At 71.0% G+C, this 14,586-nt stretch carries 14 protein-coding genes, 2 tRNA genes and 1 pseudogene; 11 read left to right on the top strand and 6 right to left on the bottom strand.

What is annotated here, in order from left to right; genetic code table 11:
* The first annotated feature begins 369 nt into the window (after positions 1-369).
* Together V6V47_RS32110 and V6V47_RS32105 are read left to right on the top strand one after the other, a co-directional pair.
* The gene (locus V6V47_RS32110) at positions 370-1,569 is read left to right on the top strand and encodes a DUF1015 family protein (RefSeq protein WP_334632311.1); all 1,200 of its coding nucleotides are present in this window, start codon (positions 370-372) and stop codon (positions 1,567-1,569) included.
* An 86-nt stretch (positions 1,570-1,655) separates the two neighbouring features.
* The gene (locus V6V47_RS32105; RefSeq protein WP_334632310.1) at positions 1,656-2,123 is read left to right on the top strand and encodes a ribose-5-phosphate isomerase; all 468 of its coding nucleotides are present in this window, start codon (positions 1,656-1,658) and stop codon (positions 2,121-2,123) included.
* 11 nt (positions 2,124-2,134) lie between these two features.
* Here V6V47_RS32105 and V6V47_RS32100 read toward each other — a convergent pair whose 3' ends face one another.
* Positions 2,135-2,482: a hypothetical protein gene (locus V6V47_RS32100; protein WP_334632309.1), complete on the bottom strand. Its 348-nt coding sequence runs from the start codon at positions 2,480-2,482 to the stop codon at positions 2,135-2,137.
* A 127-nt stretch (positions 2,483-2,609) separates the two neighbouring features.
* Between V6V47_RS32100 and V6V47_RS32095 the strand changes: the two genes are divergently transcribed.
* The gene (locus V6V47_RS32095; RefSeq protein WP_334632308.1) at positions 2,610-3,155 is read left to right on the top strand and encodes a hypothetical protein; all 546 of its coding nucleotides are present in this window, start codon (positions 2,610-2,612) and stop codon (positions 3,153-3,155) included.
* Positions 3,156-3,441: 286 nt separating this feature from the next.
* Entirely contained in the window at positions 3,442-4,098 is a 657-nt protein-coding gene (locus tag V6V47_RS32090; protein ID WP_334632307.1) for an ATP-dependent endonuclease, read from the top strand.
* Positions 4,099-4,145: 47 nt separating this feature from the next.
* Here V6V47_RS32090 and V6V47_RS32085 read toward each other — a convergent pair whose 3' ends face one another.
* The 3 genes and pseudogenes from V6V47_RS32085 to V6V47_RS32075 all read right to left on the bottom strand — a co-directional run bounded on the left by V6V47_RS32085 (position 4,146) and on the right by V6V47_RS32075 (position 6,544).
* Complete coding sequence (locus V6V47_RS32085) at positions 4,146-4,577, bottom strand: Ig-like domain-containing protein (RefSeq protein ID WP_442934335.1); 432 nt, start codon at positions 4,575-4,577, stop codon at positions 4,146-4,148.
* Positions 4,578-4,658: 81 nt separating this feature from the next.
* Positions 4,659-6,137: pseudogene (locus V6V47_RS32080) on the bottom strand (RCC1 domain-containing protein); the annotation flags it as partial.
* A 333-nt stretch (positions 6,138-6,470) separates the two neighbouring features.
* Positions 6,471-6,544, bottom strand: a tRNA-Gly gene (locus V6V47_RS32075).
* Between the two features lie 314 nt (positions 6,545-6,858).
* Between V6V47_RS32075 and V6V47_RS32070 the strand changes: the two genes are divergently transcribed.
* The 5 genes from V6V47_RS32070 to clpX all read left to right on the top strand — a co-directional run bounded on the left by V6V47_RS32070 (position 6,859) and on the right by clpX (position 11,427).
* A tRNA-Pro gene (locus V6V47_RS32070) sits at positions 6,859-6,932 on the top strand.
* 132 nt (positions 6,933-7,064) lie between these two features.
* The gene (gene tig / locus V6V47_RS32065; RefSeq protein ID WP_334632306.1) at positions 7,065-8,411 is read left to right on the top strand and encodes a trigger factor; all 1,347 of its coding nucleotides are present in this window, start codon (positions 7,065-7,067) and stop codon (positions 8,409-8,411) included.
* 194 nt (positions 8,412-8,605) lie between these two features.
* Positions 8,606-9,247, top strand: a complete 642-nt coding sequence (locus V6V47_RS32060) for an ATP-dependent Clp protease proteolytic subunit (RefSeq protein WP_088988027.1) — start codon at positions 8,606-8,608, stop codon at positions 9,245-9,247.
* Positions 9,248-9,257: 10 nt separating this feature from the next.
* A complete protein-coding gene (locus V6V47_RS32055; RefSeq protein WP_334632305.1) occupies positions 9,258-9,920 on the top strand; it encodes an ATP-dependent Clp protease proteolytic subunit in 663 nt (220 codons plus the stop codon).
* A gap of 211 nt (positions 9,921-10,131) precedes the next feature.
* On the top strand, positions 10,132-11,427 hold the full coding sequence (clpX, locus tag V6V47_RS32050) for an ATP-dependent Clp protease ATP-binding subunit ClpX (RefSeq protein WP_110567768.1): 1,296 nt from the start codon (positions 10,132-10,134) through the stop codon (positions 11,425-11,427).
* 23 nt (positions 11,428-11,450) lie between these two features.
* Here clpX and V6V47_RS32045 read toward each other — a convergent pair whose 3' ends face one another.
* The gene (locus V6V47_RS32045) at positions 11,451-12,077 is read right to left on the bottom strand and encodes a helix-turn-helix domain-containing protein (protein WP_334632304.1); all 627 of its coding nucleotides are present in this window, start codon (positions 12,075-12,077) and stop codon (positions 11,451-11,453) included.
* A gap of 41 nt (positions 12,078-12,118) precedes the next feature.
* Here V6V47_RS32045 and V6V47_RS32040 point away from each other — a divergent pair, with 41 nt between their 5' ends.
* Positions 12,119-12,952, top strand: a complete 834-nt coding sequence (locus V6V47_RS32040) for a DMT family transporter (protein ID WP_334632303.1) — start codon at positions 12,119-12,121, stop codon at positions 12,950-12,952.
* Between the two features lie 38 nt (positions 12,953-12,990).
* Positions 12,991-13,788, top strand: coding sequence for a carbon-nitrogen hydrolase family protein (locus V6V47_RS32035; protein ID WP_334632302.1), 798 nt, complete (start codon positions 12,991-12,993; stop codon positions 13,786-13,788).
* A gap of 4 nt (positions 13,789-13,792) precedes the next feature.
* Here V6V47_RS32035 and V6V47_RS32030 read toward each other — a convergent pair whose 3' ends face one another.
* On the bottom strand, positions 13,793-14,017 hold the full coding sequence (locus tag V6V47_RS32030) for a hypothetical protein (protein ID WP_334632301.1): 225 nt from the start codon (positions 14,015-14,017) through the stop codon (positions 13,793-13,795).
* Between the last annotated feature and the right edge of the window lie 569 nt (positions 14,018-14,586).

Genomic DNA, 14,586 nt, shown 5'->3' with positions numbered 1-14,586 from the left:
GGCCCCGGTGCCGCCGCCGGCGCCCGCGCCGCCCGACCCCGCGCCGCCTCCGCCCGCCCCGGCCGCTCCTCGCCCGGTGCCGACGCCGCCGCTGAACCCGCGGCCCGTCCCCACGCCGCCCCACGAGCCGCGCCCTGTGCCGGGCCCGCCCGGGGCCCCTCGCCGGAACGCGACCACCGGGCCCGCCGCGACCGGCCGGCGGGGCAACGGTGGGCCGGCCGGGCCCGTCGCGAGCGGCAAGCACCGCCGGCCCAACGGCACCGCCGGCCGCGCCGGCTGAATGCTCCGCCGCGCCTTGGCACTTTCATCTGGTGGACGCCGCGCGGGTCCCTGCCGGCACCGACGCGGTCGCCGGTAGCGTCAGCGGACATGACGGTCGTGCATCCGATCGCCCGGGCCTGGATCACCACTGGCGGCACCGGCGCGCAAAACTACGACGAGTTCGCCGACGACGCGGAGATCACCGCGATCATCGACGCGAACCCGCACAGTGCCCTCGGCATCGAGATGCCGCACCGAGCGTCGGAGAGCCTGGGGAAGTCCTTCCTCGACGCGCTGCCGGACGCGGTGGCCCGCCTCACCGAGGCCAAGGCCGACGGCAGCTACACGCCCGCCGAGCAGGTGGTGGTGCTCTACCGGATCAGCGCGCCCGGCGAAGACCCGGCGTACGGGCTGTTCGCGATGGTGGACACCGACCAGATCTCCACCCGGGCCGAAGAGCCGGGCCTGGTCATCCGCAACGAGGACGTCTTCATCGCCAAGGTGCGTGAGCGAGTGGCGCTGGCCGAGGCGCTCGGTCACCTGCTCTCGCCCGTACTCCTGCTGCAGACCGGGCGCGGCGACGAGCTGCACGCCGCGCTCGCGGCGGCGACCGAGACGGCCGGGGTGCCCGCCGCCACCGACACCGACCAGTCGGGGCGCACGCACGCCATCTGGCTGCTCGGCCCCGGCCCGGAGCAGACCGAGCTGACCGCCCTCGCCGGCGGTGGCGAGCTGGTCGTCGCCGACGGCAACCACCGCAGCCTGGCCGCCCAGACCGGCGGGCTGTCGCGCTTCCTGGCCGTGGTCACCACCCCCGCCTCGGTGGCCATCCAGCCGTACAACCGGCTGGTCAGCGAACTGACCACCACGCCGGCCGATCTGCTCGACCGGCTGCGCGCGGCGGGTGCCCAGGTCGAGGAGATCGACGACCCGGTCGAGGTCCCGGCGACCGGCGGGGCCGTCCACCTCCGGCTTGCCGGCCAGGGGTACGCGGTGCGCCTGCCCGCCACCGCCAACGCCCGCCTGGAGAACCTGGACCACGCCCTGGTCGAACGGCTGCTGCTGCGCGACGCGCTGGGACTGGACCCGGGCGACAAGCGGATCACCTACGTCGGCGGCGACTACCCGGCGAGCTGGCTCACCGGGGAGGTCGACGCCGGCCGCGCTGAGCTGGCCATCCTGATCGCACCGGTGACCGTTGCGGACTTCGTCGCGGTGAACCTCGCCCGCGAGAAGATGCCGCGCAAGAGCACCTGGTTCACCCCGAAGGCGCGAGGTGGCCTGGTGGTCGCCGAGCTGCCGCGCTGACCCGCCTCGCACGTCCGTGTGACGAACCCGGCTCGGGGACGCCGCCCCTGCGGCGTCCCCGACGCCGGCCTGACAGACTGCCCGGTATGCGCGTCTACCTGGGATCCGACCACGCCGGTTTCGAGTTGAAGGTGCACCTGGCCAACCACCTGGCCAAGCAGGGGTACGACGTGGTCGACGTCGGTCCGCACGGCTACGACCCGGACGACGACTACCCGACGTTCTGCCTGCACACCGGTCACCAGGTGGTGGCCGACGGGACCGGCCTCGCAGTGGTCATCGGCGGGTCCGGCAACGGTGAGCAGATCGCCGCGAACAAGGTCGCCGGCGTACGCGCCGCGCTGGCCTGGAGCGTCGAGACCGCCCAACTGGCCCGTCAGCACAACGACGCGAACGTGGTGGCCGTCGGTGCCCGCCAGCACACCCTGGACGAGGCGACCGCGATCGTCGAGGCGTTCCTGAGCACGCCGTTCTCCGGCAACGAGCGGCACGCCCGCCGCATCGCCCAGGTGGCCGAGTACGAGCAGACCCGGGAACTGCCCGAGCTGCCCTGAGCCGGGGCCGGTCAGCGCGGCGAGCGGGGCAGCTCCTCGCGGGGCACCCAGTTGCGCCGGACGACCACCACCCGGGCTTCCGCCTCGGCCAGGTCGTCGTCGGTGGGCCGGGCCGCGTCTCGGGCCCGCAGCGCCGCGCTCAGCCCCACCTGTGACGAGCCGGAGCCGACCAGCCCGCGCAACCCGCGCTCGCCGTCCCGTTCGTCGCCGGACGGGCCTCGGCGCCGGGGTGGTGGCGCCTCGGTGCCGTCGTGCACGCCGGCCGTGCTGCTGCTCGGCGGGCTCTCCGCGCCTCGGCCGGCCGGCTCGGGGTCGGCGTGGTGGCGCAATCGCCGCCGTCGTCGGTCCGGTTCACCCATCCGCCGACCGTACCCCGCCGGGCACCGTCCTGCCGGGCCCTGCCGGATGGGAGTCGGCGACCGATCTGCCGGCTGGTTACCCTCGAATCCAGGCGGTGGTGGTGCCGCCGGTCAGGGGGAGGACGAGATGGCAGACCAGACGCAGCCGTGGGCGGAGCGGACCGTGGAGGTGCCACCGCAGGCCGGCGTCGGGGTGCCGCCGCAGCGGGACGGCTTTCGCCGGGGCGTCGCCCCGGTGGGCCAGCCCCGCACCCCGCGGACCGAGCCGTTCCCGGTTGTCGAGCACGAGCCGACCGGCACCGGCTGGCCGGACGAGCCGGCGCCGCGTCGACCGCTGAGCTGGCACCTGGCGCAGCTGCGCCGCGGCGGCGAGTGGAGTACGGGGGCCGGGCTGTTCGCGTTCGTCTGCTGGGGGATCTGGGCGCTCTCCGGTCAGGGTGACCTGACCGGCCCGCTGCTGGTGCTCGTGCTGAGCCTGCTGGTGGCGGTCGGCCTGTTCGCGCTGTCCCGGCTGGTCGGCCGGGTGGTGCTGGAACGGCAGATGCGGCGGGTCCGCCGCAGCGCGTGGGGCGCCCACCTGGCGACCGCGATCTTCCTCACCGGCCTCGGCGTCGCCTGGCTCCAGCAGACCGAGTGGGTCGTCTCAGCCTGGAACTGGATCTCCTCGAACTGATTTCGGGGCACGCCCGGGCGGGCCAACCAACGTGGCCCGCCCGGGCACCCGGTCGCGGCACGCCGCGACGCCGGTCGTCTCCCCACCAGGCCGGCCGCTACTTACCCCGCCGGCCACCTTTCATCCGTGGACGGTCAAGGTCGTCAGTGCCAGGATCGTCCGCGTGGCCGCCCTGGACGGCACCGTCCACCACGAGCACCTGCTGCACCAACGGCAACGAACCACACGTCCGACCCGGCCTGCAATCGGGTGGCGGTCGGGTCGGGTCGTTGCGAGACTCTGACCCGTGCGCGAGCCGGAGCGTTTTCGAGCCGCCCTGACCGCCTGGGCGGCCGGCGGCCCGGCCGCTGCGGCGGCCGCCACCGTGGCCCGTGAGTTGGCAGGCGACGGTCTGGCCACCGTCGTGCTGGTCGAGGGGGTCAGCGACCGGAGCGCCGTGGAGGCGCTGGCCGCACGGCGCGACCGCGATCTGGCCGTCGAGGGCGTCTGCGTGCTGCCCATGGGCGGTGCGATGAGCGTCGGCCGTTTCTTGCGGCTCTTCGGCGCGCAGGGCCTCCCTGTGCCCGTCCGAGGGCTCTGCGACGAGGCCGAGGAGGGCTATTTCCGGCGCGGGTTGGAGCAGGCCGGCCTCGGGTCGTCCCTGACCCGGTCCGCAATGGAGTCCCTCGGCTTCTACATCTGCGTCGCCGACCTCGAGGACGAGCTGATCCGCGCGCTCGGCAGCACGGGTGTGGAGCAGGTCATCGCTGCCGAACAGGACCTGGCCCGCTTCCGGCTCTTCCAGAACCAACCCGCGCAGCGCGAGCGGACGATCGAGCGGCAACTGCGTCGATTCATGGGTACGACCAGCGGCCGCAAGGCACAGTACGCTCGCGCTCTCGTCCGCGCCCTCGACCCGGATCACGTCCCTCGGCCATTGGAACGCCTGCTCGCGAGCATGTAGCGCAGGGGAGGTGGCCGATGGGTTGCGACTGAGGCCCCCGGTCGTGGTCAGGTCGACTGACGACGTGCGGTCCGGCGGCGACAGGTGACCAGCACGAGTGCCGAGCCGACGAGCAGGAGCAGCACGCCGGCGGCGAGGTTGGCCGGCAGGCTGGCGCCGGTCACCGGCAGCGGAGGCTGTGGGCTACGGGGCGGAGGCTGTGCATTCGACGGCGGGGGCTGTGGGCCGGCCGGTGACGGCGGCGAGGTCGACGAACCGACGATGACCGTCATGGTGGACTGGGCGGGCGCGCCCGCGAACGGTCCGCTACCGCGGTAGCGGGCGGTGACGGTGTGCAGCCCCGGTGACAGGGCATCGGTGGTCAGGGTGGCCGTGCCGCCACCGGATACCGGCACGGTACGCAGGACGTTCGTGCCGTCGAGGAAGGTCACCGTCCCGGTCGGGGCGCTCGCTGCCGGTGCCACGGCCGTGCAGGTCACCGTGGCGGTCAGCGTGGTTGGCTCGTTGGTTGACGGGCCGGTGGGGCTGGCCGTCAGATCGAGGGTGCACTGGGGTGCGGCGACGACGACGATCACCGGCTCGGTTTCCGCGCCGGGGCAGGTGCCGTCACCGCCGTAGCGGGCCGTGATGGCGTGGCTCCCCGTCGACAGAATGTCGGTGGTCAGGGTCGCGGTGGCGGTGGGGCCGCCGGACAGGGTGGCGGTGCCCAGGCTGGTCGTACCGTCGAGGAAGGTCACGGTTCCCGTTGGGGCACCGGCGGTGCAGCTCACCGCGGCGGTGAGGGCGACGGCCTGCTGGGGGTCCGGGTTCGGCGGCGACACCCGCAGGGTGGCGGTCGTCGCCGGGACCGGCTGCGCCGCGACGGCGACGTTGTGGTCTTCTCCGGCGGCGATGGCGGTGATCCTGGTGCCGGCCAGCAACCGCGCCGGAAGCGGGGTGCTGCTGCGGTCGATGGTCGTTCCGACGCCCAGTTGACCGACGGTGTTGGTGCCCCAGGCCAGCAGGGCGCCGGCGGAGGTCACCGCCAGACTGTGTGTGTAGCCGCCGTCGATGGCGGTGATCGTGGTGTCGGCCGGCAGGTCGACCGGTACAGGCAGGTAGCTGTCCGTATAGTTCCCGGTTCCCAGTTGGCCGGCACCGTTGTAGCCCCAGGCCAGCACCGTGCCCGCAGAGGTCAACGCGAGGCTGTGGCCGATCCCGGCGTCGACGGCCGTGATCATGGTGTTGGCCGGCAGGAGCACCAGCACGGGCACGTTGCTTCCCGTGCTGGCCCCGTCTCCCAACATGCCGCTGAGGTTGCTGTAGCCCCAGGCCAGCACGGTGCCCGAGGAGGTCAGCGCCATGCTGTGGCTCCAGCCGGCGGCGATGGCGGTGATGGTGGTGTCGGTCGGCAGGCTCACCGGCACGGGCACGTTGCTGGCCGTGTTGGTTCCGTTGCCCAGTTGGCCCCACGTGTTGGGGCCCCAGGCCAGGACGGTGCCGGTGGAGGTCAACGCCAGGCTGTGGTCGCTACTGGCGGCGATGGCGGTGATGGTGGCGCCGGCCGGCAGAGTTACTGGTACCGGCGGTGAGCTGTACGTGTTGGTTCCGATCCCCAACTGGCCCCGCGTGTTGCCGCCCCAGGCCAGAACGGTGCCCGTGGACGTCAACGCCAGGCTGTGTTCGAAGCCGGCCGCGATGGCGGTGATCGTGACGCCCTCCGGCAGGTGTGCGGGTGCGGGCACTGTGTTGGAGCCGTCGTTGCGGTTCGCCGTCTGGCCGGACCTGTTCAAACCCCAGGCCAGCACGGTGCCTGCGGACGTCAACGCGAGACTGTGGTTGGCGCCGGTGGCAACGGCGGTGATCGTGGTGCCGGGCGGCAGGTCCACCGGCGCGGGTACGAACTTGTCCGAGGTGTTCCCGTTCCCCAACTGGGCAGCCTGGTTCGCGCCCCAGGCCAGCACGGTGCCGGGTGTGGCGGCCGGTGACGGGGCCGCGGTCGCGCGTTCGGCGTACGCGGGCAGCACGCCGATCGACACGCTGCCGAGCGCCACCGCCATGGCCGTGCACGCCGCCCGACGAATCGTCTGGCGGGCCCGTAGTGATCTGGTGTCGGGGACGCGTTCTGTACAGAGTCTCCGCATTGCCCCTGCCTTCGGCCAGATTGGACAAATCCGCCTAAAGGTATAGGTGCCGCCGGTGCGCGCGCGGCTGGCGCGCCGCCGATCGACACCGCTGGTCGCGCTGACCTGAACCTGCCGGACACGTCCGAGCCACCAGCACCCCACGACCAGTACGGCGTCGAGGTGAGCGCCGCGCACGACGGGAAGGCCTGGTGCTGACGGGAAAGGCCCAGGCGCCGCGATCATGCGGTCGGCCTGGGCCTTCGGGTGTGGAGCGGGCGACGAGAATCGAACTCGCGTAGTCAGTTTGGAAGACTGAAGCTCTACCATTGAGCTACGCCCGCGTGTGCCCCGCCGAACGGGACGCGCCAACAGCGTACCCAATGGTTCTGCGGAACGTGCAGCCGCGCCACCCGCCGCCGCCCCTCCCGCCGCAAGATCCGCGCAACTTCAGGGATGTTGCTGCGTCCGCGCGCCGGGAAGCGACACTTTCCCCGAAGTTGCGCGGATCTTGCGCGCCGCGCGCCGCACGCGGCCCCCGGCGCGTCGGCGGGCGCGGCCCGCAGCGGCCCGGGTGGGTGATTTCGGGGGAATGTGTCCGGGTGGGGCGGCCCCGGCACGTCGGCGGCTCGCCGACGGCATAGACTGCTCGTCGCCACGGGGTGTGGCGCAGCTTGGTAGCGCACTCGCTTTGGGAGCGAGGGGCCGTGGGTTCAAATCCCGCCACCCCGACTGTCGTCCGCCGCCGGGCCACCCCGGCAGCGCGCGGTCCCCGGGCGTTGCCGGAGCGTCAGGCCGGCTCGCCTACACTCGATGGGCTGAATCACGCCCAGACTCAACTGAGATCCGTCAAGGAGTACGCCTGTGAAGAGCACCGTCGAGACTCTGAGCCCGACGCGCGTGCGGCTCGCCATCGAGGTGCCGTTCGTCGAGCTCGAGCCGAGCCTCAAGAAGGCGTACCGGGAGATCGGTTCGCAGGTCCAGGTCCCGGGCTTCCGCCGGGGCAAGGTGCCGACCGCGGTGATCGACCAGCGGGTGGGCCGGGGCACCGTCCTCAACGAGGCGGTGCAGGAGGCCATCCCGGAGAACATCCTCGCCGCGGTGCGTGAGCACGACCTCAAGACGCTGGGTCGCCCCGAGGTCGAGATCACCGAGTTCAACGACGGCGACTCGCTCAACTTCACCGCCGAGGTCGACGTCCGTCCGGAGATCACGCTCCCCGACGCGACGACCATCGAGGTGACCGTCGACGAGCTCCAGATCGACGAGAGCGAGATCGACGAGCAGGTGAAGAACCTGCGCGAGCGGTTCTCCACCCTCAAGACCACGGAGCGGGCCGCCGCCGAGGGCGACTACGTCCAGATCGACCTGAACGCGACCGTCGACGGCGAGGACGTGCCGGGCGGCTCGGCGAGCAACATCTCCCACGAGGTCGGCAGCAAGCAGCTTCTGCCGGGTCTGGACGAGGCCGTGGTCGGCCTCGCGGCCGGCGACAGCACCACCTTCACCACCCAGCTGGTCGGCGGCGACTTCGCCGGTCGGGACGCCGAGGTGGCGGTGACCGTGCGCACGGTCAAGGAGAAGGAGCTGCCGGAGCTGAACGACGAGTTCGCCCAGATGGCGAGCGAGTTCGACACGCTCGAGGAGCTGCGCGGCGACCTGCGCGGGCGGGTCACCCAGGGCAAGCAGGTCGAGCAGATCTACGCCGCCCGGGACAAGGCGCTGGCCCAGCTGGTCGAGGCCGCCGACGTGCCGGCGCCGGAGGGTGTCGTCCGCGAGGAGGTCGAGAGCCGCAAGCAGGCGATGGTCGACCAGCTGGAGCGGATCGGCGCCTCCCTGGCGGAGTACCTCGCGGCTGAGGAGAAGACCGAGGAGCAGATCGACGCCGAGCTGACCGAGGCTGCCACCGAGGGCGTCAAGGTCCAGCTCCTGCTGGACACGCTGGCCGACGCTGAGGACGTGCAGGTCTCCGACGACGAGTTCGGTCACGAGATCGTGCACCGGGCGCAGCGCGCCGGCATGGCCCCGCAGCAGTACTACGACCAGCTGGTGCGCTCCGGCGCGGCCGGCGCGGTCTTCGGTGACGTGCGGCGCGGCAAGGCGCTCGCCGCCGTGATGGAGCGGATCACGATCAAGGATTCGGCCGGCAACGAGGTCACCCTCGACGCGCTGCGCGCTGCCAACGAGGCGGAGCACAACCACGACCACTGATCGTCGGATGCGGCCGCCGTCCGCCGCTGTGCGGTGGACGGCGGCCGAATCCTTTCCGGGGTACGCCCGGAAGCCCGCGCCGCGGGTACGCCCGACGCAGCTGCGCTGAGAGCGAACAGTGCCCCGACCGGGACTCTGCCGCCCCACACAGCGGTTAGTGTCGGGAAAGACGGTACGGAGAGCGAAGGGCTGCCATGACCGACATGCACATCCCCAAGAAGTCGCTCCGGGCGATTGACGCGCGCGGTGGCGACTCCATTGGCAACCTCGACGACTCGGTCTACAACCGGTTGCTCAAGGAGCGCATCATCTTCCTGGGCAGTGAGGTGACCGACCAGGTCGCCAACCGCATCTGCGCGCAGCTGCTGCTGCTCGCCGCGGAGGACCCGGACCGCGACATCAACCTGTGGATCAACTCGCCGGGTGGCTCGGTCTACTCCGGCATGGCGATCTACGACACCATGCAGTTCATCGACAACGACGTGTCGACCGTGGCGATGGGCATGGCTGCCTCGATGGGTCAGCTGCTGCTCTGCGCGGGCACCAAGGGCAAGCGGTACGCCCTGCCGCACGCCCGGATCATGATGCACCAGCCGTCCGGTGGTCTGGGCGGCACGGCGTCCGACATCGCCATCCAGGCGGAGCAGATGCTCTACACGAAGCGGATGTTCCAGGAGCGGGTCGCGCACCACACCGGCCAAGACCAGTCGCAGATCGAGGCGGACTCGGACCGGGACCGTTGGTTCACCGCCCAGGAGGCCATGGACTACGGCTTCATCGACAAGGTGATCATCGGGGCCGCGCAGGTTCCGGATGGCGCCGGGACCCTGAGCTGAGGAGCTGACGATGACCGACCTGAGCCTGCCGCCCCAGTTCGCGGCCGTGCACAACCGCTACGTCCTGCCGTCGTTCGTCGAGCGCACGTCGTACGGGGTCAAGGAGTCGAACCCGTACAACAAGCTCTTCGAGGACCGGATCATCTTCCTCGGCGTCCAGGTGGACGACGCGTCGGCCAACGACGTGATGGCCCAGCTGCTGACGCTCGAGGGCACCGACCCGGACCGCGACATCATCATGTACATCAACTCGCCGGGTGGCTCGTTCACCGCGATGACGGCGATCTACGACACCATGCAGTACGTCCGCCCGGACATCCAGACGGTCTGCCTGGGGCAGGCCGCCAGCGCGGCGGCGGTGCTGCTGTCGGCCGGCACTCCGGGTAAGCGGATGGCCCTGCCGAACTCGCGGATCATCATCCACCAGCCGGCCACCGAGGGCGGCTACGGGCAGGGCTCGGACATCGAGATCCAGGCCCGGGAGATCCTGCGGATGCGTACGCAGCTGGAGGACATGCTGTCCCGGCACTGCAACCGCCCCATCGATCAGGTTCGCAAGGACATCGACCGTGACAAGATCATGACGGCCGAGGAGTCCAAGGAGTACGGGCTGGTCGACACGATCCTGACCAGCCGCAAGAAGGGCCTGCTGGCCGCCCAGGCTGCCAGCTGAAGCACTACCGGGTCAGAGGTTGGCCGGGGCTCCGTTCCCGGCCGACCTCTGACACACCCGTTTTGGGGGTCGGAGAATGCCCCGCCAGCGGGTAACGTCGGGTCCGTACCACTTCGCCGGTCACGGCCGACGAGGTGAGCAAAGCCGGACGGCGCGCAACGTCCGCAGGTCAGGGCCGGGTCTCCGGCCGATGAGTGCAGGGAGAACGTAGGTGGCACGGATCGGTGACGGCGGCGACCTACTGAAATGCTCCTTCTGCGGCAAGTCGCAGAAGCAGGTCAAGAAGCTCATCGCGGGCCCAGGGGTCTACATCTGCGACGAGTGCATCGATCTCTGCAACGAGATCATCGAAGAGGAGCTGGCCGAGTCCGGCGAGGTGAAGTGGGAAGAGCTTCCCAAGCCGATGGAGATCTGCCAGTTCCTCGACAACTACGTCGTCGGGCAGGATCAGGCCAAGAAGGCCCTCGCCGTCGCGGTCTACAACCACTACAAGCGGATCCAGGCTGAGGCTGCTGGCGCGCCGGGCTCCGGCAGTGACGCCGTCGAGCTGGCCAAGTCCAACATCCTGCTGCTCGGCCCGACCGGGTGCGGCAAGACCCACCTGGCGCAGACCCTCGCGCGGATGTTGAACGTCCCGTTCGCCATCGCCGACGCCACCGCGCTGACCGAGGCGGGTTACGTCGGCGAGGACGTGGAGAACATCCTCCTCAAGCTGATCCAGGCCGCGGACTACGACATCAAGCGCGCCGAGACCGGCATCATCTACATCGACGAGGTCGACAAGATCGCCCGCAAGTCGGAAAATCCGTCGATCACCCGGGACGTCTCCGGCGAGGGCGTGCAGCAGGCGCTGCTCAAGATGCTGGAAGGCACGGTGGCCAACGTGCCACCGCAGGGCGGCCGCAAGCACCCGCACCAGGAGTTCATCCAGATCGACACCACCAACGTGCTGTTCATCTGTGGTGGTGCCTTCGCCGGTCTGGATCAGATCATCGAGTCCCGCACCGGGCAGGGCGGCACCGGCTTCGGTGCCCGGCTCCGGTCGGTGTCCGAGCGGTCGACCGATGACATCTTCAGCCAGGTCATGCCGGAAGACATGCTCAAGTTCGGCCTGATCCCCGAGTTCGTCGGCCGGCTGCCGGTGATCACCAACGTCCGCAGCCTGGACCGCAGCGCCCTCGTCCGGATCCTGACCGAGCCGCGCAACGCCCTGGTCCGGCAGTACCAGCGGCTCTTCGAGCTGGACGGGGTCGAGCTCGAGTTCGACGAGCCGGCGCTGGAGGCGATCGCCGACCAGGCCATGCTGCGCGGCACCGGCGCCCGTGGCCTGCGGGCCATCATCGAAGAGGTCCTGCTCTCCGCGATGTACGAGGTGCCCAGCAACCCCGACGCCGCCCGGGTGCTGATCACCCGCGAGGTGGTCCTGGAGAACGTCAACCCGACCATCGTGCCGCGTGAGTTCACCGGCCGTCGGGCCCGACGGGACCGCGAAGAGAAGTCGGCCTGATCCTCTCGCGCACCGCCGGCCGCTCAGTCCTGACGCGGCCGGCGTGAGCGGGTCCGGCGGTCCCATTCGCCCGACGGGGTGACCGTGACCATCATCAGTCGGGCCGGCTCGTCGGCGTCGTTGCGATAGCCGTGTTCCCGGTCGGCGTGGAACTCGATCGTCTCGTTGGTCCGGACGCTGTGGTCCTGCCCGTCGACTCGGACGATCACCGTGCCGGTCTGCACGTGCAGCACCTCGCGAGTGCCGCGCGGGTGGTCGGGGGAGCGGTGTGCCTCCCCGGGCTCCAGCCGCCACTCCCAGAACTCGACCAGGTCGGGCTCGCCGAGCCCACTCAGCAGCCGCGCAGTGCCTCCGTGCTCGCCCTGCCAGAGCACGGGTGCCTCGGCGGCGGGGGTGACCTTCACGGTCCCCTCCTCGGCGGCCTCCAGCAGTCGTGCGATGTTGACGCCGAACGCGTCGGCGACCCGGCAGAGCGTGCCCACGCTGGGGTTGGTGCGCGCGCCCTCGATCTGCACGAGCATCCCCTTGCTGACCCCGGACCGGCCGGCCAGTTCGTCGAAGGACCACCCCCGGGCGGCGCGGAGCTCGCGGACCTGACGGGCCACCGCGGCGGTCACCGCGCCCACGCGCCCGGATCCGGCGTCGGTCATTCCACTATCCTTCACGGTCATTATTGTGATACGACAGTCGCATGCTACCCATTCTCCTGGCCGCCGTGTCGGCCCTCGCGTTCGGTACGGCCGATTTCTCGGGTGGAAAGGCGTCCCGCCGAGCCAACCCGATCGCGGTGACCGTCGTCTCCCAGCTGCTGAGCGTCCCGCTGTTGGTCGTGCTGGTGCTGGTGGTGCCCGGCACCCCTACCACCGGAGACATCGCCTGGGGGCTGCTCGCGGGGGTGGCTGGCGCCGCCGGGGTCATGTTGCTGTACCGGGCGCTCGCCGGCGGCATGATGGCCGTGGTGGCACCGATCACCGCGACCACCGCCGCGATCGTGCCGATCATCGCCGGTCTGTTCACCGCGTCCTTCCCCGGTGCCCTGGCACTCACCGGCGCCGGCCTCGCCGTGCTGGCGATCGCACTGGTCAGCCTGGGCGAGGGGGGTAGGAGGACGGCCGTTCCAGCGCGACTCGTGGGGCTCTCGCTCGCCTCCGGGGCGCTCTTCGGCGTTTTCTTCACGCTGCTTGCCCAGGCCGGCGAGGGCGCCGGGATGTGGCCGGTGGCGGCGGTGCGCGCGAGCTCGATCGCTTTCGGCCTGGCCATCGCCGCCGGCACCGGCGTGCGGCTGCGGCTCGGGCGGCGGGTATTGGGCTGGGCGGCGGTCGCCGGCCTCCTCGACAGTGCCGCCAACGCGCTGTTCCTCGCCGCCGCGGCCCGTGGCCACCTGAGCATCGTCGGGGCGATCGCCGCGCTCTACCCGGCCAGCACGGTGCTGCTCGCGCTCGCCGTCGACCGGGAACGGCTGCGCCCGGTCCAGGTGGCCGGTCTCGGCTTCGCCGCCGGCGCGCTCGTGCTGGCCAGCATCTGAGGCTGTCCGCGCCGCCCTCGCGGTCGTACCCTGGGCTCATGCGCGTCGCCGTCTGCCAGCTGAACGCCCGGGACGACCGCAAGGCCAACCTGGCCGCCGCGGAGGTCCTGCTGGAGCGCGCGGCCGCCGGCGGCGCGGACCTCGCGGTTCTGCCGGAGTACGTCGACTATCTCGGTCCCGCCGCCGGGCTGCCCGAGCCGGAGCCAGTGGACGGCGAGGTGGGCACCTTCTTCGCCCGGATCGCGCGGCGGCTCGGCATCTGGTTGGTGGCTGGCTCGTTCCACGAGGTTGGCCCGGACCGGGAGCACACCTTCAACACGTCGTTGGTGTTCGACCGGTCCGGTCGCCTGGCCGCCAGCTATCGCAAAATTCATCTGTACGACGTGGAGATCCCCGGTCGGGTCTCCTACCGGGAGTCGGCGACCGTCGCCGCCGGCGTCCAACCGGTGGTGGTGGACGTCGAAGGTGTCCGGGTGGGCCTGTCGATCTGTTACGACCTGCGCTTTCCCGAGCTGTACCGACGGCTCGCCGCCGAGGGCGGCGCCCACCTCCTGGTGGTCCCGGCGGCGTTCATGCTGCACACCGGGCGGGACCACTGGGAAGTGCTCCTGCGGGCCCGGGCGATCGAGAACCAGTGCTTCGTGGCGGCCGCCGGGCAGACCGGCGATCACGACCCGGGGCGTACCTGTTTCGGCCGCAGCATGGTGGTCGACCCGTGGGGGACGGTCCTCACCCAGCTGCCGGACGGCCCGGGGGTGTCCGTCGCCGACCTGGATCTCGACCGGCTCGCCGCGATCCGTGCCGAGCTGCCCAGCCTGGCCAACCGCCGACTTTGAGCGGTCAGCCCTCCAGCAGGACGCCGATCGCCGTGAAGCCGGCGATGACCGCGGCGGTCACCAGGAGGGCGGTGGTCATTCGGGACCGGCCGCGCCGCGCGAGTCGACCCACCGAGAGCACCAGGACGACCAGCACGAACGCGCCGATCACCACCTGCCAGAACGGCAGGAGGAGTCCGAGTAGCGCCTCTTCGGCGTGCCCGTTGGCACCCAGCCGGGACTCATCCATGCCTGACACTCTGGCACGCCAGCGGGCCCCGCGTCGTCGGCTGCGCGGGGACCACCGCTCCCGGGTCGGCCAAACCAGTGATGAACCCTGATTTGCCTTCTCCGGGCCGTCCGCGTAACTTTCTCTCTGCACGGGGGAGGCCGGACAAACCGGCCGAAACCAAGCACCAGGCTCGTGGCGGGAACGCCGAGCGAGACTGAGGATTCGGGCGGTGCGGAACACTCCGGAAACGGGGTTGCGGACGCGAAGCCGACCGGGTAGAGTTTTGAAGCCGGCAGGAGCCGGGCAGAGAGCCGCAAAGCGGCGATCGGCCGGTCTGCGGCTTCCCACGACAGTAACGACCGCCGGGTTACGGCGTGCGTCATCGTGGGTCCGGACGAACCAGATTGATCACCTCGAACACGAGGTTGACAATGAAAGTTCGACCAAGTAGGTTTGAGCGGTTGCCCCGAAACGGGGTTCCACGGAAGTGGGGCTTCTGATCGGTGTGTGGTTGTTCTTTGAGAACTCAACAGGGTGCTTGAAAAGCCAGTGCCAATTATGATTTATACCCCGGACTGGCAGTCCTT

This window comes from Micromonospora sp. CPCC 205539, assembly GCF_036906815.1.
Classification (GTDB): domain Bacteria; phylum Actinomycetota; class Actinomycetes; order Mycobacteriales; family Micromonosporaceae; genus Micromonospora.
Note: the sequence above shows the minus strand (reverse complement) of the source record. Positions and strands in the feature narration are given on the sequence as shown.

Bases quoted from the DNA above. Each gene is read 5' to 3' on its own strand.
- V6V47_RS32095 (WP_334632308.1), top strand. From the start codon at position 2,610: ATGGCAGACCAGACGCAGCCGTGGGCGGAGCGGACCGTGGAGGTGCCA.
- V6V47_RS32035 (WP_334632302.1), top strand. From the start codon at position 12,991: ATGCGCGTCGCCGTCTGCCAGCTGAACGCCCGGGACGACCGCAAGGCC.
- V6V47_RS32040 (WP_334632303.1), top strand. From the start codon at position 12,119: ATGCTACCCATTCTCCTGGCCGCCGTGTCGGCCCTCGCGTTCGGTACG.
- V6V47_RS32105 (WP_334632310.1), top strand. From the start codon at position 1,656: ATGCGCGTCTACCTGGGATCCGACCACGCCGGTTTCGAGTTGAAGGTG.
- V6V47_RS32100 (WP_334632309.1), bottom strand. From the start codon at position 2,482: ATGGGTGAACCGGACCGACGACGGCGGCGATTGCGCCACCACGCCGAC.
- V6V47_RS32110 (WP_334632311.1), top strand. From the start codon at position 370: ATGACGGTCGTGCATCCGATCGCCCGGGCCTGGATCACCACTGGCGGC.
- V6V47_RS32060 (WP_088988027.1), top strand. From the start codon at position 8,606: ATGACCGACATGCACATCCCCAAGAAGTCGCTCCGGGCGATTGACGCG.
- V6V47_RS32055 (WP_334632305.1), top strand. From the start codon at position 9,258: ATGACCGACCTGAGCCTGCCGCCCCAGTTCGCGGCCGTGCACAACCGC.
- V6V47_RS32030 (WP_334632301.1), bottom strand. From the start codon at position 14,017: ATGGATGAGTCCCGGCTGGGTGCCAACGGGCACGCCGAAGAGGCGCTA.
- V6V47_RS32045 (WP_334632304.1), bottom strand. From the start codon at position 12,077: ATGACCGACGCCGGATCCGGGCGCGTGGGCGCGGTGACCGCCGCGGTG.